Here is a 25,062-nt window from a genome sequence, read left to right on the forward strand (position 1 = left end):
CAGTGTAGATAACTAGCCGGGCGGCAAGTAAGTAGCCGGGGGAGTGGGAACCATGGCGGACACCAAAGCAGTGGACACAGAGACGGAGCCACCGGGCGAGCAGCCCAAGAGCGTGCGCGTCGTGCTGCTCGCGCTGATGATCACGATGATGCTCGCGATGCTCGACAACATGATCGTGGGCACCGCGATGCCGACGATCGTGGGCGAGCTGGGCGGGCTGGAGCATCTGGCGTGGGTCGTGACGGCGTACACGCTGGCGACCGCGGCCTCCACTCCGCTGTGGGGCAAGCTCGGCGACATGTACGGCCGTAAGGGCATGTTCATGGCGTCGATCGTGCTGTTCCTCATCGGGTCCGCGCTGAGCGGCATGGCGCAGGACATGGGGCAGCTGATCGCTTTCCGGGCGGTGCAGGGCCTGGGTGCCGGTGGTCTGATGGTCGGCGTCATGGCGATCATCGGTGATCTGATTCCGCCGCGTGAGCGCGGCAAGTACCAGGGCATGATGGCCGGCGTGATGGCGCTCGCGATGATCGCCGGACCGCTCGTCGGCGGCACCATCACCGACCACTGGGGCTGGCGCTGGGCCTTCTACATCAACCTGCCGCTCGGGGTCGTGGCGCTCGCCGCGATCAGTGTCGTGCTGCACCTGCCGAGGAAGCGGGCGCAGGCGCGGATCGACTATCTCGGGGCCGGACTGCTGACCGTGGGGATCACCGCGATCGTGCTGGTGACCACGTGGGGCGGCACGGAGTACGCGTGGACGTCCGCCCGGATCATGGAGCTCACCGGGATCGGGGTCGCCGCGCTCGTCGGGTTCGTGTTCTGGCAGACCAAGGCGGCGGAGCCGGTGGTGCCGCTGCACATCTTCCGCAGCCGGAACTTCACTCTGATGTCCGTGATCGGATTCATCGTCGGGTTCGTGATGTTCGGGGCGACGCTGTTCCTGCCGCTGTACCAGCAGTCGGTGCAGGGGGCCTCCGCCACCAACTCCGGGCTTCTGCTGCTGCCGATGCTCGGGGCGATGCTGGTGACCTCGATGGTCGCCGGGCGTGTGACCACGAACACCGGGCGGTACAAGGTGTTCCCGGTCGTCGGCAGTGTGCTGATGGTCGTCGGGCTGTATCTGCTGTCGACGATGGACACCGGGACCAGCAGGTTCATGTCCGGGGTGTTCATGGCCGTGGTCGGGTTCGGCATGGGCTGTCTGATGCAGATCACCATGCTGGTCGCGCAGAACAGCGTCGAGGTGAAGGACATGGGTGTCGCGTCCTCGTCCACCACGCTGTTCCGTACGCTCGGGTCCTCGTTCGGGGTCGCGATCATGGGGGCGCTGTTCAACAACCGCGTGCAGGACGTCATGTCCGAGCAGGGCGGGGCGCTCGGGGCGCGGGTGACCGAGCAGTCGGCTCAGCTGGATGCCGAGAGTCTGGCGAAGCTGCCGGAGGCTGTGCGGGAGGCGTACCAGCATGCGGTGTCCGCCGGGACGCATTCCGCGTTTCTGCTGGGAGCCGTGGTGGCTGTGGTGGCTCTTGTGGCGGCTGTGTTCGTCAAGGAGGTGCCGCTGCGGGGGGCGGGACCGGACTCCGACGCCGAAGGGGGCGCTTCCGCCGGGGATGGCACGGGGGCCAAGGCTGTGGTGGTGGAGGCCGTCTGAGCAGGCGGATTGTGCGGGGCCCTCGGTGACGTTTCGTCCCGGGGGCCTTCGCGTTCTCGTCGAGCGGGTGCGTCGGCGGCCGGGGGCGGTGTCAGTGGGCCGTGTCACCATCGGGCCATGGGCAAGGTGCGGCAGTTGCGCTTGGCGAAGGACGCCATGGACCGGGAGTGGGCCGACCCGGGGCTCGACCTGGACGCCGTTGCCGCGCACGCCGGGTACTCGCGGTATCACTTCGTGCGGGCGTTCAAGGCGGCGTACGGGCAGACGCCGGGGCAGTACCTGACGCACCGGCGGATCGAGCGGGCCGAGGAGTATCTGCGGGGGGCCGATCTGACCGTGACGGAGATCTGCCATCTGGTCGGGTTCAGCAGCCTCGGCACCTTCTCGGCCCGGTTCAAGGCGCGGACCGGGCTGACGCCGACCGAGTACCGGGAGAAGCATGTCGGGCGGGGAGCGGCGTTGATACCCGGGTGCTACGCGATGTTGTGGGCCGGGGGATTCCGGCGCCGTGAAGGGGAGCGGCAGGGGGAGGGGCAGGGGGAGCGGCAGGAGAGCAAGTTTGGAGAAGCCCCCTGATGGCGCCTCTGCCTAACGTGACGAAAGAGAACAACCAGCCACAGCACGGGAGGGCACCGTCATGATCAAAGGCCTCGGCATCACCACCGTATGGACGTTTGACCAGCAGCGCACCAAGGCCTTCTTCACCGAGAAGATCGGCTTCGAGGTGCGCAACGACCTTTCCATGGGTGACATGCGATGGGTCACCGTCGGCGCCAAGGACCAGCCGGACGTCGAGCTCGCGCTGATGAGCCTCGACGGGCCGGGCCTCGACCCCGAGTCCTCCGAGGCGCTGAAGACGCTGGTCGGGAAGGGCGTCATCGGGGCCGGGGCGTTCCGGACCGACGACTGCCGGGGGGACTACGAGACCTTCAAGGCACGTGGGGTGGAGTTCATCCAGGAGCCGCAGGAGCGGCCGTACGGCATCGAGGCGATCTTCCGTGACGACAACGGCAACTGGTACTCGCTGACCGAGCGCAGTGAGGAGCTCGACTTCTCGAAGTCGTTCGGGTGAGCAGCCGCCGAGCTGCCCGAAAGCCGGCCCGACCGTCGGCGCCGGCGGCAGAACAGGCCTACGGCAGCATCGGATGGCTTCCCGTGTTGGTCGGCGCGTGCTCCGGGAGCCAGAGGACGGCCACCGCGCCCTCCGCCGAGACATGCTCAGGGGCGCCCGCCGGCCGCACGTTGCGGAAGGTCAGGCGGGCACCGAGGACCCTGGCCTGACCTGCCGCGATGGTCAGGCCGAGGCCATGGCCGTGGCCCGCGCGGTCGCTGCTGCCCGTGCGGAAGCGGCTCGGCCCGTCGGCGAGCAGGTCCTCGGGGAACCCGGGGCCGTGGTCGCGGACCCGGATGACCCGCCCCTCGACCGTGACCTCGATGGGCGGCCGGCCGTGCTTCGCCGCGTTCGCCAACAGGTTGAACAGCACGCGCTCCAGGCGCCGCGGGTCCGTCGTGACCTCCGACTCGTGGACGACCCGCACCTCGATATCGGGATCCTTGGCCGCGACCCGCCGGCTCACGAACTCGCCGAGCATGAGGTCCTGCAACTCGGCCCGCTCCGAGGCGCTGTCCAGCCGGGCCACCTCCAGGACGTCCTCCACGAGCGTGCGCATGGCCTTCGCCCGGTCCAGGACCAGTTCGGTGAGCCGGCTGGGCGGCAGCAGCTCGGCCGCGGTCAGCAGCCCGGTCACCGGCGTGCGCAGCTCGTGCGCGATGTCCGCCGTGACCCGGCGCTCCGCCTCCAGCCGCTGCTGCAGCGCGTCCGCCATCGCGTCCACCGCGCTGGCCAGATCGTCGGTCTCGTCCCGTACGACACCCCCGATGGCGTCCCGCACCCGCACGTCCGGCTCCCCGCTCGCGACCCGGTTCGCCGCGGCCGCCGCATTGCGCAGCCGGCGCGACAACTGCCCGCCGACGAGGACGCCGAGCGCGCTGCCGCCGAAGACGACCGCGATGGAGCCGATGATCAGTGCGTCGTCGAGGTCGTCGAGGATGTCCTCGCTGCGGTCGGTGAACCCGGTGTGCAGCGACAGGACATGGCCGTTGCTGAGCGGTACGGCCGCCCAGATGTCGGGCGTGCCGCCCGGCGTGTCGGCCACATAGGTCGCCCGCCGGCCCTCCTCGACCTTCTCCCGGAGTGCCGCGGGCAGCTCCGGGTCGTCAATCGTGGCGTTGGGGAAGTTCAACCGCTTGGACTGCTCGTAGCTGCGCTGGGCGATCTTAATCCGCTCGTCGGCGAGGTCACGCGCGTTGTCCAGCATCGAGACCCGGGCCGCGTTGTGCACGACCAGGCTCAGCACGACCGCCACGAGCGCGCCGACCAGCGCGATCGCCGCGCTCAGCTTCCACCGCAGACCCGTACGGATGGCCATACGGCTGCCCAGGCGACCGCGCCCGCGCGCGCCGCTGCGGCCGCGCGTACGACCACCGTTCTTACGGCCACCGCCCATGCGGCCTCTTACGCGCGTTCCCGCACCGACGCCTGCCCCGCCGCCACCGACGGTCGCGGCGTCGGCCGCGTCCGTGAGGCCCGCCGCGCGCACCACGCCGGACGGAGCCGGACGTCTGAACATCCCCCGCATGCCCGCCCCGCTCAGGCCTTCAACTTGTAGCCGAAGCCACGGACCGTCTCGATACGGTCCTGGCCGATCTTCTGCCGCAGCCGCTGCACATGGACGTCGACGACACGGGTGTCCCCGCCCCAGCCGTAGTCCCACACGCGCTCCAGCAGCTTGTCCCGCGACAGCACCGTGCCCGGCGCCGACGAGAACTCCAGCAGCAGCCGCATCTCGGTCGGTGTGAGGGCGACCGGCTGCCCGTCCCTGCGCACCTCCATGCCCTCGGTGTCGACCTCCAGGTCCCCGAAGGCCAGCAGCCCGCCGGTGGCGGCCGACTCGGCCTCCTCCAGGCGGTCGGTGCCGCTCGCGTGCCCGAAGCGGCGCAGCACCGCGCGGATCCGCGCGACCAGTACGGCACCATCGAACGGCTTGGTGACGTAGTCGTCGGCGCCGGCCTCCAGGCCCAGCACCACGTCGATCGAGTCCGCGCGGGCCGAGAGCATGATCACCGGCACCGTCGACTCGTCGCGGATACGGCGGCACAGACTGACGCCGTCCAGGCCCGGGACCATGACGTCCAGCAACGCGATGTCCGGCCGGTCCGTCCGGAACGCCTGCAGGCCCGACAGCCCGTCGGGCATGGCGGTGACCGCGAAGCCGTCCCGCTCCAGGGCGAGTTGGGTGGCCTCGCGGATGACGTCGTCGTCCTCGACGAACAGGACGTGGGTCTGGTCTGCCATCCCGGTGCTCTCAGTCCTCGTGTTCCGTGTGCCGTATGCCTTCAGGGGTGCTCGTCAGCGGTGCTGTTCAGCGGTTTTCGTCCTCCGGGTGCGTCGACCGGACCTCAGCCGTCGGGCGCCGCCGACTCCTCGTCACTGCCGAGGGTGCCGTAGTCCGTGCGCGTCCTGAACTTCAGGACGAAGCGGCCGGAAGTCCACTCGTATGAGATCACGTTCTCGCTGGACGGGTTCGACAGCGCGTCGTCCTTCGCGTACACCTGCTTCGTCACCACCAGGTAGCCGCGGTCGATCTCCGCGTAGACGGGCGGCTCCTCGGCCTTGAACACATTGCGGTACTCGCCACCCGACTCCCGGTAGACGTACGAGCCGACGCCGACCGCATCGCCGCAGGACAGGACGTTGACCACGATGTCGTCCACGGGTCCGCCGGTCAGATCGCCGTACGACACGTCGACGGGATAGTCGTCGGAGACGCACGGCTTCAGCTCGCGCTTGACCTCCGACGAGACCGCGGGGTCCGCCTTGACCAGGCGGACGGCCTCCGTCCGGTCCGGCACCGCCGAGGCAGAGGCCGACGCCGAGGGCGAGGGTGCGACCGTCGACGACACGGCCGCGTCGCCCACCGAGTCGGCGTGGGCCGGCCCCTCGTCGCGGGCGCCGGTGCCGCCGGTGGCGCACCCGGAGGCGAAAAGGGCGAGGGCGACGACCACGGCCACCGCCGTGAACGCCGCCTGGAAGGTCCCCCGGACGGGGGCGGGCCCGGGCCGGGGTGAGCCGAGGTCCTCGCTGTCCCCGTCGGTGCCCCTGTCACCCGTTTCCGTGCGTCCGGTGCCGCCCGTCGTCGTGCCTAGGCCGCGCAACGCTCCCGCTCCTCACGCTCCAGCGCGCGTGCGTCCAGATCGCGGCTCTCCAGCTCCTCGCGGAGCCGGGCGAGCGCCCGGTGCAGCGTGCTCTTGACCGTTCCGGCCGACATGCCGAGGGCGGCGGCCGTCTCCTCCGTGGACATCTGCTCCCAGTGTCGCAGCACGACGACGCTGCGTTGCTTCGGAGCCAGAACCTTCATGATGTCCATCAGCAGGGCGCGGTCCGCGTGCTGCTCGGTGGAGTCGTCGACCGAGGCGTCAGGCAGCTGCTCGGTCGGCACCTCCTCCAGCTTCCGGGCCCGCCACCACTCGGTCCGCGTGTTGATCATGACGCGGCGCAGGTAGGCGTCCGCGAGTCGCTTGTCCGCGATGCCGTCCCAGCGGTGGTACGTCCGCACCAGCGCCGTCTGCAGCAGATCCTGGGCGTCCACCGGGTCCGGGACCAGTCGGCGGGCACTGCGCAGCAGCGCGTCCTGCCGGGTGCGGACGTACTCCTCGAACTCGAGCACCTCTCCCTGCGCCATGTTGACCGCCTCCGATTCCCCGTACCCGTCGGCTCGTTGGCCGCCGGTTGTCACTGCCTGTGGTTCGTAGTCGTCCCCGTCTGTCGGGTACGGAAATGAAGCTACGGAGGCGTTGTCACGGGGCTGTCCGAAGCAGCCTGCGGCTAGCGCTCGGCTGTCCGTCGGTTGTGTAACGGAAGCAGGAAAGGGGTAAAACGGCAGGGGAGTTGAGGGTGGGTATGGGGGGATTTGTCCATATTGTGGCCGTGTAGCGGCCGTGCGGCGGCTGTGTCTTCCGTGTTGCAGACGCTCTACGGCTGTGAGGTGGCTGTGCGTCCGGGACGCGGCCGCCCGTCCGTGATGTGTCGGCGCGTCAGCTCAGCGGCAGCCGGTACATCCCGCCCTGCAGCGGCTCCACCAGACCGTCCGAGACGAGGCCGTCCAGGGCGCGGGCACGCTGCACCGGCTCGTGCCACACACGGTCGAGTGCGGCCTGCGGGACGGGCGCATGCGCGTCGCGGAGTACGGCGAGGAGCTTGCCGCGCACCTGACGGTCCGTTCCGGCGTACGTCTGACCTCGGCGCGGCGGGCCCTCGTGCTCCGGCTTGCCCGCGAGCTGCCAGGCGCACTGCGCGGTGATCGGGCAGCGGTGGCACGCCTCGTTCTTCGCGGTGCACACCAGCGCACCGAGCTCCATGGAGGCGGCGGCCCAGCGCGCGGCGGTGCCCTCGTCGTCGGGGAGCAGCGCGCGGGCGAGCTTGCGCTCGGCGGCGGTGGTGGCGTTCGGCGGGTACTGCACGCCGGTCACGGCACGGGCGAAGACCCGGCGGACGTTGGTGTCCAGGACGGGATGCCGCTGACCGTAGGCGAAGGAGGCGACCGCCGCGGCCGTGTACTCGCCGATGCCGGGCAGCGCGAGGAGCTGGGCGTGGTCGGTCGGTACGTCCCCGCCGTGCCGTTCCGCTATGGCGACGGCAGCGCCGTGCAGCCGCAGCGCGCGGCGCGGGTAGCCGAGCCTGCCCCAGGCGCGGACGGCCTCACCGGGGGCGTCCTTGGCGAGGTCGGCGGGGCGGGGCCAGCGGGTGAGCCACTGCTCGTAGACGGGCACGACGCGGTTCACGGGCGTCTGCTGCAGCATGAACTCACTGACCATCACTCCCCAGGGGCCGGCTTCGGGGCGCCGCCAGGGGAGGTCGCGGGCGTTCTCGTCGAACCAGTCGATGACGGTGGCTTGCAGCGGCGTGGCGAGGGGGGCGTCGCAGCCGGCGTTGGTGGAGTGGCTGTGCGGGGGCTTCGTTGGCGCAGTCATGGCCTTTCCGATCCTGCCACGTCGTGGGCGATCGGGTGGGTAGGTGGTGGTGGCGGTGCGTTTTGCGGCTGCGCGTGGATGGGTGGGTGGGTGGATAGACGGGCGGGTGGCGGGTCGGGCTGGGATGCCGGGGCCGGCCCCGGAGAGTGCGCAGCACCTGACGATCGACAGCAGTGTCCCCCGCCCCTCGCTTGTAGCGTCAGGCGGATGCAACGTCCTCGCACCTGGCGGGCCTGTCTCCTGTGGGCCGCCCTCGTGCTGCCCGCGCTCACGGCCGATCGGCTCGGGATGAACGAGCCGCGTGCCGTGTGGCAGCAGTTGGCCGGAGTGGCCGTACTCGCCGCCGCGGTGGCCGTGGCCCGGTGGCGCCCCCTGGCGGCCTTCGCGCTGACGGCCGTACTGGGTCTGGTCGCCGCCCCGGCCCTGTTCACCGTCTCCTACGGACCCGCGCTCGGCGTCTTCGCGCTGCTTCTCGGACTGCGCGCGCAACGGGTGCGGCCGGCCCTGGTCGCCTTCGGGGGCGCCTGCTGTCTCGGTACGGCGCGGATCGCGCTGTTCGGGGTCGATCCGGCGCCGGAATGGGTGGTGCTGACGGGCACGTTGCTGTTCGGGTGTGTCTTCCCCTGGCTCGGTGGCCGGTACTGGCGGCAGAGCCGTCAGCTGGCCGCGGCCGGCTGGAACCGCGCCGCGCGTCTGGAGGGCGAGCAGCGCATCGCCGAGGAGCGGGCCCGGCTGCGCGAGCGGGCCCGGATCGCCCAGGACATGCACGACTCCCTGGGCCACGAGCTGAGCCTCATCGCCCTGCGCGCGGGCGCCCTCCAGGTCGCTCCCGACCTCCCGGACCACCACCGCGCCGCGGCTGCCGACCTGCGCGCGGCGGCTGCGGACGCCACCGACCGGCTGCACCGCATCATCGGCGTCCTGCGGGAGGAGAACGAGCCGGTGTCCCTCAGCCCGCCGGGGGAGACCGTCGAGCAACTCGTCACCCGCGCCGCCGAGTCGGGGCTGCCGGTCCGGTGGGGGAAGCCCGAAGGCGGTACGGCAGTGGCGCTGGAGCCGGGCGGCGTCGCCGAGCGGGTCCTGTACCGGGTGGTCCGCGAGGCGCTGACGAACGCCGCCCGGTACGCGCCGGGTGCCGAGGTCACCGTGATGGCGGCCAGGGAGGGGGGCGGCACGACGGTCACGGTGACCAGTGAGCGGGCCTCGGCGACGCCGCCCGACTCCGGCACCCCTTCTGTCCCCTCCGGTTCTCTCCCCTCGGCTTCTCTCCCCTCGGGCGGAACCGGCCTGCAAGCCCTGCGCGCCGCCGTTACCGCGGTCGGCGGTGACTTCGAGGCCGGTCCCCGTGGCGACGGCTTCCGCGTGTGCGCGTACGTCCCCGAGCAGGGCGTCGCCCCGGCCGTACGGCCGACGCCGGCCCCGTACGCCCCCTACACCCACGCCCGCCGCAGAGTCGTCCTCGCCCTCGTGGCCGCCGTAGCTGCCGGTGTCGTCCTCGTCGGCGGGGGGTTCACCTGGTACGCGTACACGGAGGCCCACTCGGTGCTGCCGCCCGCGGCCTACGCCGAGCTGCGGCTCGGGGCCTCGGGCGACGAACTCGCCCACGTCCTGCCGGACCGCAGCGTGCGGGACGCGCCGGTGGACCGCGCGCCCGTGCCGCCCCCGGCGGGCAGCGATTGCCGCTACTACCGCGCGAGCGGCGAACTCCTCGTCTCCGTCGACCACTTCAGGCTCTGCTTCGACGACGAGGGGCGGCTCGTCGCCAAGGACGTGATCCCGAGGGTGGGTCTGTCGCAACGCCCTTCCACAGATGAGGAGTTCGTACGGTGATCCGGGTACTGCTGGCCGACGACGAGGCGATGGTGCGGGCCGGCGTGCGCGCCATCCTGACGAGCGGCGGGGAGACCGAGGTCGTCGCGGAGGCCGGCGACGGGCGCGAGGCGGTCGAGCTGGCCCGGGCGCACCGGCCGGACGTGGCCCTGCTGGACATCCGCATGCCGCGCCTGGACGGGCTCGCGGCGGCCGAGGAGATCGTCCGCAGCGTCCCCGGCACGGCCGTCGGGATGCTCACCACCTTCTCCGAACAGGCTTACGTGGCCCGCGCCCTCGGCGGCGGCGCCACCGGCTTCCTGCTGAAGTCCGGGGACCCGTACGAACTGATCGCGGGCGTCCGGGCTGTGGCCGGCGGCGCGGCCTTCCTGTCACCGAAGGTGGCCCGCCACGTCATCGACGGGCTCGGCGGCAGCGACGGGCGACTCGGCCGCGAGGCCGCCGCACGCGCACGCGTGGCCACGCTCAGCCCGCGCGAGCGCGAGGTGCTCGGACTCGTCGGCGCGGGCCTGTCCAACCCGGAGATCGCCGCCCGGCTGCATCTCGTCGAGGGCACGGTGAAGGCGTATGTGAGCGCGGTGCTGGACCGGTTGGGGGTGCGCAACCGGGTGCAGGCGGCGATCGTGGCGTACGAGGCGGGTCTGGTGGGGTCGTGAGGCTCAGCGCATGCCGTACGCCGGGACCCGCTCGGGTCCCGGGCCCGTGAACCACCGGACGGCGGGCGCCGACGAGGCCCGCATCGCCTCCGCCAGCCGGATCGCCGGGCCGGTGCCGAGCCGTACGGCCGCCACGGCGACGACCGTGCCGAGGACGAGGCCCGCCGCGACGTCGTGCGGATAGTGCACCCCGACGAAGACGCGGGAGAAGGCCATGAGCAGGGCCAAGGGGGCCGTCAGCCACAGGAGTGCCTGCCTGGTCAGGGCCACGGTGACGGCCGCGGCGCCCGCGATGGTGGCGTGGTTGCTGGGGAAGGACCAGTCGCCGGGCGGCGGACAGGCGGCGAGAGAGGCGGTCGCGTCCGGTATCGCCCGGCACGGACGTTCCTGCGTGACAACCGACTTGAGGAGCTCACTGCAGACGTACGCCACAGCCGTGGCCAGAGGTGCAAGGGCCGCGATCGCGAAGGCCCGGGTCGTGTCGCGTCTAGCTCGCCACCACGCGGCGACGAACAGGGCGGCGAACAGCAGCAGTCCGGCCTCCGTCCCTGTCTCGGCGGTGTGTTGTACCCACGTTGGGGTGTCATGGGCGAAGCCGGTGATGTCGCGGTAGAGCTCCGCGTCCTCGAAGTCCATGGTCACGGACCGTAGGCGGCGGGCCGATACCGTCACATCCTGCGATCGGCAGGTGTCGGGCCTGACGAAAGACAGGGGTGGGGCGGCCTCGCCGGGCGGTTTCCGGAATGATGATCCGGAAAAGTTGCGGCCTTCGGCGGCGGGTGGAGCAAGTTAGCGCGCCGATCTCTCGTACAGTTTGCGCCGTGGGATCTCTGCGCAATCCGGTCGGGCCGCTTCCCTCCTCCATCTACTGGCGTCGGAGGGCCGTAATGCTGTCTGTGGTCGCCCTGTTGGCCCTGCTGGCCGCCTGGGTGCTCACCTCGGGCGGCGGTGGCGGCAAGAACGACGAGGGCGGCTCCGACGGCAAGAATCCCGCGCCCTCGACGATCACACCGGGCCCGTCGAGTTCGGGGCCGGCGATCAGTGAGGCGCCGGGCGGGCGCGACGAGTCGCCCGGCAGTGGGGACTCCGACGGGTCGGGGTCCGGTGACGGCTCCGGATCGGACGACGACAGCGAGTCCGGGGACGGCTCCGGCGGCTCGGGCAGCGGATCCGCGGGCGGCGGCTCCGGCAGCGGCGTCGGCGCGGACGACGCGGTGGCCGCGGGCTCCACGCTGCCCGACTGTGTCACTGGGGCGGTGAAGGTGACGGTGCGGAGCCTGCGCAACGCGTACGAGCCCGGCCAGACGCCCGCCGTGCTGCTGACCGCGACGAACTCCTCCAGCTACGACTGCAAGGTCGACCTCGGCCCGAAGAACGCCGTGGTGACGCTCACCCAGGCGGGATCCGAGGACGACTTCTGGTCCTCGGCCGACTGCCCCAAGGTCTCCGGCAGCCTGAAGTTCCGGGTGCCCACCGGTGAGAGCATCACGTACACCGTGAAGTGGGACCGCAAGGCCAGCGCTCCGCAGTGCGCGACGCCGCCCGCGGGGGCCGCCCCGGCGGGGACGTATCTGGTGGAGGCGAAGACGCCCGGGTTCGGGACGGCGCAGACGTCGTTCGTGCTGGAGAACGACTAGCGGCCGGCAGCGGACAGAAGTCTGCTGAACGAAGTCTGCTGAGCGAAGTCTGCTGAGCGGCCCGGCTAGACGTACCGCTCCAGGATCGAGCTCTCCGCCAACCGCGACAGGCCCTCACGGACGCTGCGCGCCCGGGCCTCGCCGACGCCGTCCACCGTCTGCAGGTCGTCCACGCTCGCGGCGAGCAGCTTCTGCAGGCCGCCGAAGTGCTCCACCAGGCGGTCGATGATCGCGCCCGGCAGCCTCGGCACCTTGGCCAGGAGGCGGAAGCCGCGCGGGGAGACCGCGGAGTCCAGCGCCTCCGGGGAGCCGGTGTAGCCCAACGCCCTTGCCACCGTGGAAAGTTCGAGAAGCTCGGCGTGGGTGAGCGCGTCCAGCTCATACAGCGCCTCGTCGACCGTGCGGGAGCGCTTCGCCGTCGGCTCGGGGACGTAGTCCCGCACCACGAGCTCGCGCTCGGGCTCCACGCCCGCGATCAATTCGTCCAGCTGAAGGGCCAGGAGACGTCCGTCGGTGCCGAGCTCCACCACGTACTCGGCGATCTCGGTCGCGATGCGCCGGACCATCTCCAGGCGCTGGGCGACCGCGGAGACGTCGCGGACCGTCACGAGGTCCTCGATCTCCAGCGCTGACAACGTTCCCGCGACCTCGTCGAGGCGGAGCTTGTAGCGCTCCAGGGTCGCCAGGGCCTGGTTGGCGCGGGAGAGGATCGCCGCCGAGTCCTCCAGGACGCGACGGTGGCCGTCGACGTAGAGCGCGATCAGCCGCATGGACTGGGAGACCGAGACGACCGGGAAGCCGACCTGCTTGCTGACCCGGTCCGCCGTGCGGTGCCGGGTGCCCGTCTCCTCGGTGGGGATGGTCGGGTCCGGGACCAGCTGGACGCCCGCGCGCAGGATCTTCGACAGATCCGACGACAGCACGATCCCGCCGTCGAGCTTGCACAGCTCACGCAGTCGCGTCGCCGTGAACTCGACATCCAGGACGAATCCGCCCGTGCACATCACCTCGACGGTCTTGTCGGATCCGAGCACGATGAGTCCGCCGGTGTTGCCGCGGAGGATCCGCTCAAGCCCGTCGCGCAGGGCCGTGCCGGGTGCCACGGCGCTCAGTGAGGCGCGCATCAGGCCATCGGCACCGGAGCTCCCACCGGACTTTCCGGGAGCTGCTGCCCGGTCGTTGGCTGCCACTGCACTCCTCCGGTCGCAGGTTCTGGGGCGCCCCCGTTTCGCACATTCTGTTCGCACGGACGGGCGAGACCTGGGCAAAGTCTACCGGCGGTCCTCGTCGTCCCGTGGGGCCTCTCTGCGACGCGAGCGCGGAAGGACCCGCAGCGCGTCCCCTATGTCGGCCACTTCCAGCACCTTCATGCCCGCGGGGATCTTGCCCGGGTCGCCCGGTACGAGGGCGTGCGTGAAGCCCAGGCGGTGCGCTTCGGCGAGTCTGCGCTGCACGCCCGTGACCCGTCTGACCTCGCCCGCAAGGCCCACCTCGCCGATCGCGACGAGGTTCTTGGGGAGAGGTGTGTCACTCGCGGCGGAGGCGAGGGCGAGGGCCACGGCGAGGTCGGCGGCGGGCTCCGAGAGCTTTACTCCGCCCACTGTCGCGGAGTAGATGTCCCGCTTGCCGAGGGCGCTGATCCGGCCGCGCTGTTCGAGGACGGCCAGCATCATCGAGACGCGGGACGTCTCCAGGCCGGACGTCGTACGGCGGGGCGAGGGGATCTGTGAGTCGACGGTGAGCGCCTGCACTTCGGCCACCAGCGGGCGACGGCCCTCCAGGGTGACCGTTAGACAGGTGCCGGGGACCGGTTCGGCACGACGGGTCAGGAAAAGTCCGCTTGGGTCGGCAAGGCCCGTGATGCCCTCATCGTGCAGTTCGAAGCAGCCGACCTCGTCCGTCGTGCCGTAGCGGTTCTTGACGCCTCGTACGAGACGCAGGCGCGCGTGCCGGTCGCCCTCGAAGCTGAGCACCACGTCCACGAGGTGTTCGAGGAGGCGGGGTCCGGCGATGGCCCCGTCCTTGGTGACGTGCCCCACAAGGAGGGTGGACATCCCGCGCTCCTTGGACGCCCGGATCAGGGCGCCGGCCACCTCGCGGACCTGGGCCATGCCCCCCGGTGCGCCGTCGATCTCCGGCGAGGCCACGGTCTGCACGGAGTCCATGATGAGCAGCGACGGCTTCACCGCGTCCAAGTGGCCCAGCACGGCGGCCAGATCGGTCTCGGCCGCGAGATACAGGTGGTCGTCGATGGCGCCGATGCGGTCGGCCCGCAGCCGCACCTGGCTCGCCGACTCCTCGCCGGTGACATAGAGCGTGCGGTGCTCGTCGCTCGCCGACTTGGCCGCCACGTCCAGCAGCAGCGTGGACTTGCCGACGCCGGGCTCGCCCGCGACGAGGACGACGGCGCCGGGCACCAGTCCGCCGCCGAGCACCCGGTCCAGTTCGGGCACGCCGGTGGGCCGCGCGGTGGCCTGCCGTCCGTCGACCTGCCCGATCGGCAGCGCGGACGTCGTCACCCGCCCCGGCGTCGTCGTGCGGACCGCGGGCGCGCCGTACTCCTCGACGGTCCCCCAGGCCTGGCACTCGGGGCAGCGGCCGAGCCACTTGGCCGTCTGCCAGCCGCACTCCGTGCAGCGGTAGGACGGGCGGTCCTTCGTGGACTTGGTACGGGCAGCCATGCGATGAACCGTAACCGAGCCCACTGACAACGCCGTACGGCTGTGCACAGCCGCTTCGGGTCGGTGCAATGCCTGCTCGGGGCCTTCTCGTCATGCACAAACCACGGAATCCGGCGCTCCTGTCCCCTATTGAGGGATCGTTTCACCCGTACGGAGTAAAACTGCTCAAGCGGGGAGAAGGCGCCACCCGGAGCCGCCTACGGTCCACCAATGATGAGCAGCAGTCCGGAGACCTCGACCCGCACGGCCGGCGCGCACCGGGCGCAGCGGGAGGCGCGCGATCGCGCGGCGGCGCGCACGGTGGCGCAGCGGACGCCCGCGCGCTACGAGCCGTATCTGGACGGGCTGTTCACCTACTGCCTGTCCGTGCTGTGCGACCACGACACCGCGACCGCCGCCCTCGGCGACGTCCTCGCCCTCGCCGAACGGCGCGGACAGCGTGTGCCGGAGGCCGCCGCGGACCGACGGCCCTGGCTGTACGCGCTGGCCCGCTGGGCGTGTCTGCGCAAGCTGGCCGAGGCCAAGCAGAAACGTCAGGGCAGCCACGCGGCGGGCCGGACCGGCGCCCATCGGCAGACCGGGACACAGGCCGCGCGGCCGGCCGTCGCCGAGGAGGTCCAGGAGCAGCGGCGCCGCGAACTGGCCCTGCTGGCCTGGCCGGAGGCCGCAGGCACCACGCCGGAACAGCGCGAGGCGCTCGAACTCGCCGTACGCCACCACCTCGCCACCCATGAGGTCGCCGCCGTCCTCGGCATGGACCTGGCCGGCGCCCGCGAACTGCTCGCCTCCGCCGCCTGCGAGGTCGAGCGCACGCGCGCGGCCCTCGCCGTCGTCGAGACCGGCGCCTGTCCGGGCGTCGCCCGGCTCACCGGCGACAACCAACTCGTCCTCGGGACCGCCCTGCGCCGCGAGCTCGTCCGGCACGTCGACGACTGCCCGCGCTGCCGCCGTACCGCCGAGCGCGCCATCCCGGGCCGGTGGCCCGGCGCGGCCGTCACCCCCGCCGAACTGCCCGTCCTGCAAGCGCCCCGCGCGGCCCTGCACATGGCCCTCGCGCACGCCCCACGCGCGCGGGGCGTGGCCGTGCCGCGCTTCGACCGGCGCGGGTTTCCGATGGACCCGAAGGATCGCGCCGCCCGCCGGGACCGGCTACGCGCGCGTGCTGTCACGACGACCGTCGTCGCCACCGTCGTCGCCGCCCCCGTCATCGCCTTGTGGGCCGCCTACCGGGGCACCCCGACCGGCGAGGGCGTCGACGGCAGCTCGGCCAGCGCGAGCGAGGCGCAGGGCCCCGGCAGCCTCGACGGGGAGGCCGCGGGCGACGGCTACGAGAACGCGGGCAACGCGAGCACCAGACGCGGTGAAAGTTTCGGCGACCGCGGCAAACCGGACGTCTCCGTGGAGGTCGTCAGCGTCAGCGGCGCGCGCGGGGCGGGCGTCGGCGGCCTGGAGGTGTCGGCCGGCAACAGCGGCGACACCACGCTCGTCACCCTCAGGGCGACGGGGCGTATGCCGGTGCGCTGGTCCGCGAGCACCGGTGCGCACTGGCTCTATCTGAGTCAATCGGCGGGAACGCTGGCGCCCGGTGAGACGTTGACGATCAAGGTGTACGTCGACCATCTGCGGGAGCCGTCCGGGTACTGGAGCGCGCGGCTGGCGATCTCACCAGCCGGTGCCCTCGTCTCCATCGAGGGCTACGGCACCGCCCCGAGCCCCTCCGGCCCGGGACAGGGCCCCGGCCCGTATCCCAGCAACCCTCAGCCCACCGATCCGACCGACCCCGGGACCCCCAGCGAGCCGCCGCCCTCGTCCTCGGGGCCCGATCCGACGCCGACGACCCCGGTTCCGACCGACCCGACGCCCAGCGACCCGCCGACCTCGCCCTCCGACCCGCCGCCCACACCGGGCGAGCCGTCCGAGTCGGGCCCGTCCGAGCCGGGGGACTCGACGCCGCCGCCCAGCGGGAGCGGCGACCCGAGTCCCTCGGGGTCGTAGGCCGCCGGCCCCTGACCGTGCCGTCAGCCGACGGGATCCGCCGGATGCGGCGCCAGCAACGGCAGCTGCGACGCCAGCCGCTCCTCGCACAGCTCGACGAGGCGGTCGTAGCCCGCTTTGCCCATCAGTTCGATCAGCTCCGGCCGGTACGACACGTACACCGGGTCGCCCGCGCCGTGCGCCGAGGTCGCCGACGTGCACCACCAGTGCAGGTCGTGGCCGCCCGGGCCCCAGCCGCGCCGGTCGTACTCACCGATCGACACCTGGAGCACCCGGGTGTCGTCGGGCCGGTCGATCCAGTCGTATGTCCGCCGGACCGGCAGCTGCCAGCAGACGTCCGGCTTGGTCTCCAGCGGCTCGCGGCCCTCCTTCAGGGCGAGGATGTGCAGCGAGCAGCCCGCTCCGCCCGCGAAGCCGGGGCGGTTCTGGAAGATGCACGAGCCGTTGAAGGGGCGGGTCTGACGGTCGCCGTCCTCGTCCTCGGAGATCCAGCCGTGCTCCATGCCCTCGTCATGGTGCTGCCAGATCTCCGGCGTGAGCCTCGCCACATGATCGGCGACTCGCTTCTCGTCGTCCTCGTCGGAGAAGTGCGCGCCCAGCGTGCAGCAGCCGTCGTCCGCGCGGCCTGCCTGGATGCCCTGGCAGCCGCTGCCGAAGATGCAGTTCCAGCGGGAGGTCAGCCATGTCAGATCGCACCGGAAGACCTGCTCGTCGTCCGCCGGATCCGGGAACTCCACCCATGCGCGTGCGAAGTCCAGGCCCTTCTCGTCCGGTTCCTGGTCCTGGGAGGGCTTCGAGGACTTCTTCGACTTCATGGCTGCCTTCGCCTGCGAAGAACCCTTGGCTGATTTGGCCGTCTTGTCGTTCTTCGCCTTTTTCGTCTTTGGCACGCGTCCAGAGTACGGCGTCCGCACCTGCGACTTCGAGGACGGAGGATCGACCAGGGGGCAGTAGCGTTCCGTGCATGAGACTCGGTGTCCTCGACGTTGGATCCAACACGGTGCATCTCCTGGTGGTGGATGCGCACCCCGGCGCGCGCCCGTTGCCCGCGCACTCGCACAAGGCGGAACTGCGCCTTGCCCAACTCCTCGACGACAGCGGGGCCATCGGTCCCGAGGGCATCGACAAGCTGATCGGCGTCATCCACGGGGCGCTGCAGGCCGCCGAGGACAAGGGCGCCGAGGAGGTGCTGCCGTTCGCGACGTCCGCGGTGCGGGAGGCCACCAACGCCGATGACGTGCTCTCGCGCGTGAAGGCTGAGACCGGGGTTGAGCTGCAGGTTCTCACCGGTGCGGAGGAGGCTCGACTGACCTTCCTCGCCGCGCGGCGGTGGTTCGGGTGGTCGGCCGGGAAGCTGCTGGTGCTGGACATCGGGGGCGGGTCCCTGGAGATCGCGTACGGCATCGACGAGGAGCCGGACGCGGCGGTGTCGCTGCCGCTGGGCGCGGGGCGGCTGACGGCCGGCTGGCTGCCGGGTGATCCGCCCGAGCCGGAGGACATACGCGCGCTGCGCCGGCATGTCCGCGCGCAGATCGCCCGTACGGTCGGTGAATTCACCCGGTTCGGCGCGCCTGATCACGTGGTCGCCACGTCCAAGACCTTCAAGCAACTGGCCCGCCTCGCCGGCGCCGCCCGCTCCGCGGAGGGCCTGTACGCCCAGCGCGAGCTGAAGCGGGAGTCCTTGGAGGCGTGGGTTCCCCGACTGGCGGGGATGACGGTGGTCCAGCGCGCCGAACTGCCGGGGGTCTCCGAGGGGCGGGCGGGGCAGTTGCTCGCGGGGGCGCTGGTGGCCGAGGGGGCGATGGATCTGTTCGGGGTGGAAACGCTGGAGGTCTGCCCTTGGGCGTTGCGCGAGGGCGTGATTCTGCGGAAGTTGGATCACTTGTCGGTCTGAGTGCGGGTTGCCTCCGGCGGTTGGGCGGGGGTGCCTGCGGCGGCCTGTGGCTGTTTCGGTGGGGTGCGCGTAGCGCCTGCGGTGCGGTGGGTGGGTCGGGGCTGCGCACGGGTGCCGACGGCCCTTCTCGGTGCCGGTCCAGGCAATTCCACCCCGTGCGGTGTTTGAGGCCGCGTCCGTCCCTAGCTCCCGTCCAATGGCAGGGGGCTGCGCATGGGTGCCGGGGGTGCTTTTTCGGTGTCGGCCAGGGGTATTCAGCCGGTGCGGTGTTTGAGGCCGCGTCCGTCCCTAGCTCCCGTCCACTCGCAGGGGCTGTGCATGGGTGCCGGGGGTGCTTTTTCGGTGTCGGCCAGGGGTATTCAGCCGGTGCGGTGTCTGGCCGCGACCGTCCCTAGCCCCCGCCCACCCGCAGGGGGCTGCGCATGGGTGCCGACGGTCCTTCTCGGCGCCGGTCCAGGCATTGTCAGCCCGTCCGGCGTTTGAGGACGAGGCCGTTCGGGCCGATGGGGGTCCAGGGGGCGGAGCCCCTTGGCGGGGTTGAAGGGGCGGAGCCCCTGGAGGTGGGACGGGTAGGGGCGGCGGGGGCGAGTACTGCTGCCGAGCGGCACCCCTTGGAACCCGCCCCGCGTCGACGCCCGCCCCGAACGACCCCCCCCGCGGCGTGAACCCCGCCACACCCCCCGACCCCACCCCCCGGCATACCCCCAGTTCGCACCCATGGCCGATTGCACCCCCTCCCAGAGCCCTCACCCCCATCAGTTCCCCGACGCCCAGCACCGCCCCGTACGCTGTCCCCGTGGCAGAACCAGTGGTGCGCATCCCGGATGCGAAGGTCGCCCTGTCGACGGCTTCCGTCTATCCGGAGTCGACGGCGACGGCCTTCGAGATCGCCGCGCGCCTCGGGTACGACGGTGTCGAGGTCATGGTGTGGACCGACCCGGTCAGCCAGGACATGGAGGCCCTGCGGAGGCTGAGCGACTACCACCGCATCCCGATCCTCGCCGTTCACGCCCCTTGTCTGCTGATCACGCAGCGCGTGTGGTCCACCGACCCGTGGACCAAGCTCCAGCGCGCCCAGGCGGCCGCCGAGAAGCTCGGGGCCGGCACCGTCGTCGTACACCCCCCGTTCCGCTGGCAGCGCCAGTACGCCCGCGACTTCGTCGAGGGAATCTGGCGAATGGCGAACGAGACGGATGTGCGGTTCGCCGTCGAGAACATGTACCCCTGGCGCTACCGCGACCGCGAGATGCTCGCGTACGCCCCCGACTGGGACGTGACGAAGGACGACTACCGGCACTTCACGATCGATCTCAGTCATACGGCGACCGCCCGGGCGGATGCCCTGCAGATGATCGACCGCATGGGCGACCGGCTGGGCCACGTCCACCTCGCCGACGGCAGGGGGTCGGCGAAGGACGAGCACCTCGTCCCGGGCCGCGGCACCCAGCCCTGCGCCGAGGTGCTGGAGCGGCTCGCCCTGACCGGCTTCGACGGCCACGTCGTCATCGAGGTCAACACCCGCCGCGCGATGTCCAGCGCCGAACGCGAGGCCGACCTCGCCGAGGCTCTCGCCTTCACGCGACTGCATCTGGCCTCGGCGATGAAGGTGTCCCGGCCGTGACCGGCATCACCTCGGGCGAAGGCGGGGTGGGCTCCCGACGCCGTGGCCGACCCCCGCGTACGGAGGCCGCAGACACCCGCGACCGCATCCTGAGCGCCGCCCGCGAGGAGTTCTCCGAGCGGGGCTACGAGAAGACGTCCGTGCGCGGCATCGCGAAGGCGGCCGGCGTGGACTCGGCGCTCGTGCACCATTACTTCGGCACCAAGGAGCAGGTCTTCGAGGCGTCCGTGGAGGTCGCCTTCGCGCCCGCCTTCAAGGTGCGGGACCTGGTGCTTCAGGGTCCTCTCGACGACGTCGGTGAGCGCATGACACGCTTCATCTTCGGGCTCTGGGAGAACCCCGTGTCCCGGAAGCCGCTGCTCGCCATCGTCAGGTCGGCGGTCAACACCGAGGCCGCTGCCGCCGTCTTCCGGCGGCTCGTCTCCGCCCAGCTGCTGCGGCGCCTCGCCGGCGAGCTCGACGCCCCGGACGCCGAGCTGCGCGCCGAGCTCGCCGCCGCGCAGCTGGTGGGCGTCGCGATGATGCGGTACGTGATCAAGATCGAGCCGATCGCCTCGGTGGACGTGGAGCAGATCATCGCGCGTGTGGCGCCCGTAGTGCAGGGGCACCTCACCGGTCGGTGACGGGACAGGTGCCTGTTCCGCGAGACATGCGTCCCGTATTCCGGACACCTTGTCCCGCCCTCTGGATGACCGGCGTACGCTCGTTAGCAGTCAGAAGTCTCTGATCGCAGTCTCTGCTGTCTCTGAAGGAGCGAGCGACGATGCCCGAGCTGAGGTCCCGCACAGTCACCCACGGCCGCAACATGGCGGGCGCCCGCGCCCTTATGCGCGCCTCCGGTGTACCCGGTGCGGACATCGGCCGGAAGCCGATCATCGCAGTGGCGAACAGCTTCACCGAGTTCGTGCCCGGTCACACGCACCTCCAGCCCGTCGGCCGGATCGTCAGCGAGGCGATCAGGGAGGCCGGGGGCATCCCGCGCGAGTTCAACACCATCGCCGTCGACGACGGCATCGCGATGGGGCACGGCGGGATGCTCTACTCCCTGCCGTCCCGTGATCTGATCGCGGACAGCGTGGAGTACATGGTCGAGGCGCACTGCGCCGACGCCCTGATCTGCATCTCCAACTGCGACAAGATCACGCCGGGCATGCTGAACGCCGCCCTGCGGCTCAACATCCCCACGGTCTTCGTCTCCGGTGGCCCCATGGAGTCCGGCCGCGCCACGCTGGTCGACGGCACGGTCCGTACGCTCGACCTGGTCGACGCGATCTCCGACGCCGTGAACGACAAGATCTCGGACGAGGACATCCTCCGTATCGAGGAGAACGCCTGTCCGACCTGCGGTTCCTGCTCCGGCATGTTCACCGCCAACTCGATGAACTGCCTGACGGAGGCCATCGGCCTGTCCCTGCCCGGCAACGGCTCCGTCCTCGCCACGCACACGGCCCGCAAGGCCCTGTACGAGGACGCGGCCCGCACGGTCATGGACATCACCCGCCGCTACTACGACCAGGACGACGAGACGGTCCTCCCGCGCAACGTCGCCACCTTCGCGGCCTTCGAGAACGCCATGGCCCTCGACATCGCGATGGGCGGCTCGACCAACACGATCCTGCACCTGCTGGCCGCCGCCCAGGAGGCGGGCGTTCCGTTCGGGCTGGAGCAGATCAACGAGGTCAGCCGCCGGGTTCCCTGCCTGGCGAAGGTCGCGCCGAACGTCGCCAAGGACCGCACGTACTACATGGAGGACGTGCACCGCGCGGGCGGCATCCCGGCTCTGCTGGGCGAGCTGCACCGCGCCGGGCTGCTCAACGAGGACGTGCACGCCGTCCACAGCCCGTCCCTGTCGGACTGGCTGAAGACCTGGGACGTGCGCGGTGGCTCGCCCTCGCCGAAGGCGGTCGAGCTGTGGCACGCGGCCCCGGGCTGTGTCCGGTCGGCGGAGGCCTTCTCACAGTCCGAGCGCTGGGAGGCGCTGGACGAGGACGCCGAGGGCGGCTGCATCCGCAGCGCCGAGCACGCGTACTCCAAGGACGGCGGCCTGGCGGTTCTGAAGGGCAACCTCGCCGTCGACGGGTGCGTGGTCAAGACCGCGGGTGTGGACGAGTCGATCTGGACCTTCGAGGGCCCGGCAGTCGTCTGCGAGTCACAGGAAGAGGCCGTCGAGAAGATCCTCAACAAACAGGTGACGGACGGCGATGTCGTCGTCATCCGCTACGAGGGCCCCAAGGGCGGCCCCGGCATGCAGGAGATGCTCTACCCGACGTCCTTCCTCAAGGGCCGCGGCCTCGGCAAGACCTGCGCTCTGATCACCGACGGCCGCTTCTCCGGCGGCACGTCCGGTCTGTCCATCGGCCACGCCTCCCCGGAGGCCGCGTCCGGCGGCACGATCGCCCTGGTCGAGGACGGCGACCGTATCCGCATCGACATCCCGAATCGCTCGATCGAGTTGCTGGTCGACGATGCGGAACTCGCCCGCCGTGAGCAGGCGTTGAACGGGGCGTACGCGCCGAAGAACCGCGACCGCAAGGTGTCGGCGGCGCTGCGGGCATACGCGGCGATGGCGACCAGCGCCGACAAGGGCGCGGTGCGGGACGTGACCAAGCTGGGCTGAGCCCCGCCAGGGGCTGGCTCGTGAGGTACAGCGAGGGTTCCTGAAGTTTCTGAGGTTCCTGAGGGGCAGTCTCTTCGGAGGCGGCCCCTCTGCCACGTCACCCGGCGGACGGGCTCCTCTGCCGTCACCCGGCGGACAGGCCCCCTCTGCCGTCACCAGGCGGACGGACTGAGCGTGTCCACGGCGAAGACGGTGCCGTCGGGGGCGGTGGCGTAGATCCCGCCGTCGCCCAGGCCGGGTGGCGGCAACGCCGCTGTGGCCTCGGCGGAGTTCGCGTTGAGGCGCGGGGGCGTCTGGCCGAGGAGCTTCCCCTCGGCGGCGTCGACGGCGAGCAGCCGCCCGTCAGCGGCGGTGAAGTACACGCGCCGGCCGTCGGAGACGGGCGCCGAGCCCTGGCTCACGGTTGTCTCCAGCGACCACAACTGCTTGCCCGCGCGGGTGTCGACCGCCACGAGTGATCCGCCGGTGCCCAGGAGGTAGACCACCCCACCGTGTACGCCGGCCTGCGCCTGAACCACCGGAACGGGCAGGTCCACGCGCCGCGTAGCCCCGGACTCCAGGCTGTAGCGGACCACGGCCTTCGCCTCGCCGTAGTCACCGCCGCCCGCAAGGAAGAACACCTCGCCGCCGGTGACCCCTACGGGAGTCAGATCGCCGTCGAGTCGTACGTCCCATCGCACATCCCCGGTACTCGGATCGACCGCCATGACCCGCGTCCGGTCCCCGTCGGCGGACGTACTCGTCACGAGAACCCACGGGCTCTTCGGGAACGACACGACGTACGCCTCGCTCAGCCCCGGGATCCCCCGCGACCACTTCGTCTCGCCGGACGCGCTGTCGACACCGGTCATCCGCCCGTCGGCTCCGCTGAGCAGCAGCATGCCGTCCGCGAACCGGAACCCCCGGTACGCCGAGACGTCCAGCTGCCACCGCGCCTTGCCCGTCGCGGGATCGAGCGCCTCCAGACGCCTGCCGGCGTGCGTCAGCACATGCGCCAGCCCACCGGAGAGGGTCGGCGGGCCGCCGGGGGAGTCGCCTTTGTCCAGGTCATGCCGCCACAGCACGCTGCCGTCCATGGGATCGAGCGAGCTGATCAGCCCCGGTTGTGTACACAGCAGTCTGGGTCTTTCGTACGTGCATCTGGGCAGCCCCTTTCCCTGCGGCACCGGCTTGACGGCCCAGGGCCCGAACCCTGCCGACGCGGAGGATGCGCCGTCGCTGCCGCTCCGGCTCGGACGCTCTTGGTGGACGTCGTCCATCAGCTGCACAGCGGCGACTCCGCCGACGACGACAAGCGCCAGAGCCACGCCGGCAAGCGCTGCCCGCCTGAGCAGGCGCCGTCTCGTCGACGCCGGCCCTGCCTCTGGCTGCGGATCCGGCTCCGGCTTCGCGGAACCACGTTCCGGCTTGGGCGCATCCCCCGTGCGCTGCGCCGGTATGAACGCCTGCGTGTCGTACGAGGCCGCCACCGACCGCAGCTCCCGCATCAACTCGTCCGGCGTGGGACGGCCCTCGGGCTCCTTGGCGAGACACTGCCCGATGAGCGGCGCGAGATTCTCCGGTACGCCGGTCAGGTCCGGCTCGTCATGGACGACCTGGTAGGCGACGACGTACGGGCTGTCGGAGTCGAACGGACCTCGCCCCGTCGCGGCATGCACCATCACGGACCCCAGCGCGAAGATGTCGGCGGCCGGCCCGACCTCCCGCGGCCGCCGGAACTGCTCCGGCGCCATGAACGGCGGCGTGCCGATCAGCTTCCCGGTCTCGGTGCGCAGTTCGCTGTCCTTTGGCCGAGAGATGCCGAAGTCGATGACCTTCGGCCCGTCCTCGGCGAGCAGCACATTGCTCGGCTTCAGGTCCCGGTGCACCACCCCGACCCGGTGGATGTCGCGCAGCGCCTCCGCCAGCCCGGCCATCAGCTGCCGCAACTGCGCCGGCTCCATCGGCCCGTTCCGCTTCACCTGGTCGGAGAGGGTCGGCCCGGGGATGAACAGCGTGGCCATCCAAGGCCGTTCGGCCTCCGGATCGGCGTCCACCACCGGCGCGGTGAAGGCCCCGCTGACCCTGCGAGCCGCCCCCACCTCCTGCCGGAACCGCCCCCTGAACTCGGGATCCTTCGCGAACTCGGCATGCACGACCTTCACGGCGAGCTGCATGCCCGACGTACTCCGTGCGAGATGTACGACGCCCATGCCGCCGGACCCCAGGTGGGACTCCAGACGGTAGTGACCGGCGTACTCGGGAAGTTCCGCTTCCGCGCCCGCTCCGGCGTTCTGCTGTGGCGCCATGGGACCACCCCCGTGCTGTTCGTCCGCGCGCGCGACGCACGGAGCCTAGTCGATGACTCGTGCGATACAGAGGCGGCTTGCTAGTCTCCGCGTTCGAGTTGTGAACTTCTGTTTCATGGCGTGATTTAGGGGAATCAACGGGACCCCATGACGGTCATG

General features: G+C 71.3%; 21 protein-coding genes. 11 read left to right on the top strand and 10 right to left on the bottom strand.

The window, feature by feature from the left end:
• Positions 1-52 precede the first annotated feature (52 nt).
• The 3 genes from ACZ7L5_RS44415 to ACZ7L5_RS44425 all read left to right on the top strand — a co-directional run bounded on the left by ACZ7L5_RS44415 (position 53) and on the right by ACZ7L5_RS44425 (position 2,726).
• The gene (locus tag ACZ7L5_RS44415) at positions 53-1,654 is read left to right on the top strand and encodes an MDR family MFS transporter (protein ID WP_471524735.1); all 1,602 of its coding nucleotides are present in this window, start codon (positions 53-55) and stop codon (positions 1,652-1,654) included.
• Positions 1,655-1,771: 117 nt separating this feature from the next.
• Entirely contained in the window at positions 1,772-2,230 is a 459-nt protein-coding gene (locus ACZ7L5_RS44420; RefSeq protein ID WP_471524737.1) for a helix-turn-helix transcriptional regulator, read from the top strand.
• A 61-nt stretch (positions 2,231-2,291) separates the two neighbouring features.
• Positions 2,292-2,726, top strand: a complete 435-nt coding sequence (locus tag ACZ7L5_RS44425) for a VOC family protein (RefSeq protein WP_362383986.1) — start codon at positions 2,292-2,294, stop codon at positions 2,724-2,726.
• Positions 2,727-2,784: 58 nt separating this feature from the next.
• Here the strand turns inward: ACZ7L5_RS44425 and cseC are convergent, their stop codons facing one another.
• From cseC to ACZ7L5_RS44450, 5 genes are all read right to left on the bottom strand, one after another.
• On the bottom strand, positions 2,785-4,293 hold the full coding sequence (gene cseC / locus ACZ7L5_RS44430) for a two-component system sensor histidine kinase CseC (protein ID WP_471524739.1): 1,509 nt from the start codon (positions 4,291-4,293) through the stop codon (positions 2,785-2,787).
• An 11-nt stretch (positions 4,294-4,304) separates the two neighbouring features.
• Positions 4,305-5,009, bottom strand: a complete 705-nt coding sequence (gene cseB / locus ACZ7L5_RS44435) for a two-component system response regulator CseB (RefSeq protein WP_471524741.1) — start codon at positions 5,007-5,009, stop codon at positions 4,305-4,307.
• A 104-nt stretch (positions 5,010-5,113) separates the two neighbouring features.
• On the bottom strand, positions 5,114-5,725 hold the full coding sequence (locus ACZ7L5_RS44440) for a hypothetical protein (RefSeq protein WP_471524781.1): 612 nt from the start codon (positions 5,723-5,725) through the stop codon (positions 5,114-5,116).
• 131 nt (positions 5,726-5,856) lie between these two features.
• Complete coding sequence (locus ACZ7L5_RS44445; protein ID WP_003999062.1) at positions 5,857-6,396, bottom strand: SigE family RNA polymerase sigma factor; 540 nt, start codon at positions 6,394-6,396, stop codon at positions 5,857-5,859.
• A 352-nt stretch (positions 6,397-6,748) separates the two neighbouring features.
• Positions 6,749-7,684 carry an HhH-GPD family protein gene (locus tag ACZ7L5_RS44450; protein ID WP_471524743.1) on the bottom strand — a complete coding sequence of 312 codons (936 nt, stop codon included), beginning with the start codon at positions 7,682-7,684 and terminating at the stop codon, positions 6,749-6,751.
• A gap of 207 nt (positions 7,685-7,891) precedes the next feature.
• Here ACZ7L5_RS44450 and ACZ7L5_RS44455 point away from each other — a divergent pair, with 207 nt between their 5' ends.
• Both ACZ7L5_RS44455 and ACZ7L5_RS44460 read left to right on the top strand, forming a co-directional pair.
• On the top strand, positions 7,892-9,514 hold the full coding sequence (locus ACZ7L5_RS44455) for a sensor histidine kinase (protein ID WP_471524745.1): 1,623 nt from the start codon (positions 7,892-7,894) through the stop codon (positions 9,512-9,514).
• Positions 9,511-10,170, top strand: a complete 660-nt coding sequence (locus ACZ7L5_RS44460) for a response regulator transcription factor (RefSeq protein WP_471524747.1) — start codon at positions 9,511-9,513, stop codon at positions 10,168-10,170. The genes ACZ7L5_RS44455 and ACZ7L5_RS44460 overlap by 4 nt, the downstream gene beginning before the upstream one ends.
• A gap of 3 nt (positions 10,171-10,173) precedes the next feature.
• Here ACZ7L5_RS44460 and ACZ7L5_RS44465 read toward each other — a convergent pair whose 3' ends face one another.
• Entirely contained in the window at positions 10,174-10,806 is a 633-nt protein-coding gene (locus tag ACZ7L5_RS44465; protein WP_471524749.1) for a phosphatase PAP2 family protein, read from the bottom strand.
• Between the two features lie 185 nt (positions 10,807-10,991).
• Between ACZ7L5_RS44465 and ACZ7L5_RS44470 the strand changes: the two genes are divergently transcribed.
• Positions 10,992-11,807: a hypothetical protein gene (locus ACZ7L5_RS44470; protein WP_471524751.1), complete on the top strand. Its 816-nt coding sequence runs from the start codon at positions 10,992-10,994 to the stop codon at positions 11,805-11,807.
• Between the two features lie 65 nt (positions 11,808-11,872).
• Here the strand turns inward: ACZ7L5_RS44470 and disA are convergent, their stop codons facing one another.
• Entirely contained in the window at positions 11,873-12,997 is a 1,125-nt protein-coding gene (disA, locus tag ACZ7L5_RS44475) for a DNA integrity scanning diadenylate cyclase DisA (RefSeq protein ID WP_328425026.1), read from the bottom strand.
• 81 nt (positions 12,998-13,078) lie between these two features.
• Complete coding sequence (gene radA / locus ACZ7L5_RS44480; RefSeq protein ID WP_362383996.1) at positions 13,079-14,488, bottom strand: DNA repair protein RadA; 1,410 nt, start codon at positions 14,486-14,488, stop codon at positions 13,079-13,081.
• A 210-nt stretch (positions 14,489-14,698) separates the two neighbouring features.
• On the opposite strand from radA, the gene ACZ7L5_RS44485 reads away from it, so the two are divergent.
• Entirely contained in the window at positions 14,699-16,483 is a 1,785-nt protein-coding gene (locus ACZ7L5_RS44485; RefSeq protein ID WP_471524753.1) for a hypothetical protein, read from the top strand.
• Positions 16,484-16,506: 23 nt separating this feature from the next.
• On the opposite strand, the gene ACZ7L5_RS44490 is transcribed toward ACZ7L5_RS44485, so the two are convergent.
• Entirely contained in the window at positions 16,507-17,373 is an 867-nt protein-coding gene (locus tag ACZ7L5_RS44490; protein ID WP_471524755.1) for a DUF3109 family protein, read from the bottom strand.
• 74 nt (positions 17,374-17,447) lie between these two features.
• Between ACZ7L5_RS44490 and ACZ7L5_RS44495 the strand changes: the two genes are divergently transcribed.
• From ACZ7L5_RS44495 to ilvD, 4 genes are all read left to right on the top strand, one after another.
• Positions 17,448-18,377: a Ppx/GppA family phosphatase gene (locus ACZ7L5_RS44495; protein WP_471524757.1), complete on the top strand. Its 930-nt coding sequence runs from the start codon at positions 17,448-17,450 to the stop codon at positions 18,375-18,377.
• Between the two features lie 796 nt (positions 18,378-19,173).
• Positions 19,174-19,998, top strand: a complete 825-nt coding sequence (locus ACZ7L5_RS44500; protein ID WP_383249464.1) for a sugar phosphate isomerase/epimerase family protein — start codon at positions 19,174-19,176, stop codon at positions 19,996-19,998.
• Positions 19,995-20,621: a TetR/AcrR family transcriptional regulator gene (locus tag ACZ7L5_RS44505; protein ID WP_471524759.1), complete on the top strand. Its 627-nt coding sequence runs from the start codon at positions 19,995-19,997 to the stop codon at positions 20,619-20,621. Before ACZ7L5_RS44500 ends, ACZ7L5_RS44505 begins: the two co-directional genes overlap by 4 nt.
• A 140-nt stretch (positions 20,622-20,761) precedes the next feature.
• Complete coding sequence (ilvD, locus tag ACZ7L5_RS44510; RefSeq protein ID WP_471524760.1) at positions 20,762-22,615, top strand: dihydroxy-acid dehydratase; 1,854 nt, start codon at positions 20,762-20,764, stop codon at positions 22,613-22,615.
• Between the two features lie 152 nt (positions 22,616-22,767).
• Here ilvD and ACZ7L5_RS44515 read toward each other — a convergent pair whose 3' ends face one another.
• A complete protein-coding gene (locus ACZ7L5_RS44515) occupies positions 22,768-24,903 on the bottom strand; it encodes a protein kinase domain-containing protein (protein ID WP_471524761.1) in 2,136 nt (711 codons plus the stop codon).
• Positions 24,904-25,062: the final 159 nt, after the last annotated feature.

This window comes from Streptomyces sp. NPDC107528 (assembly GCF_055639295.1).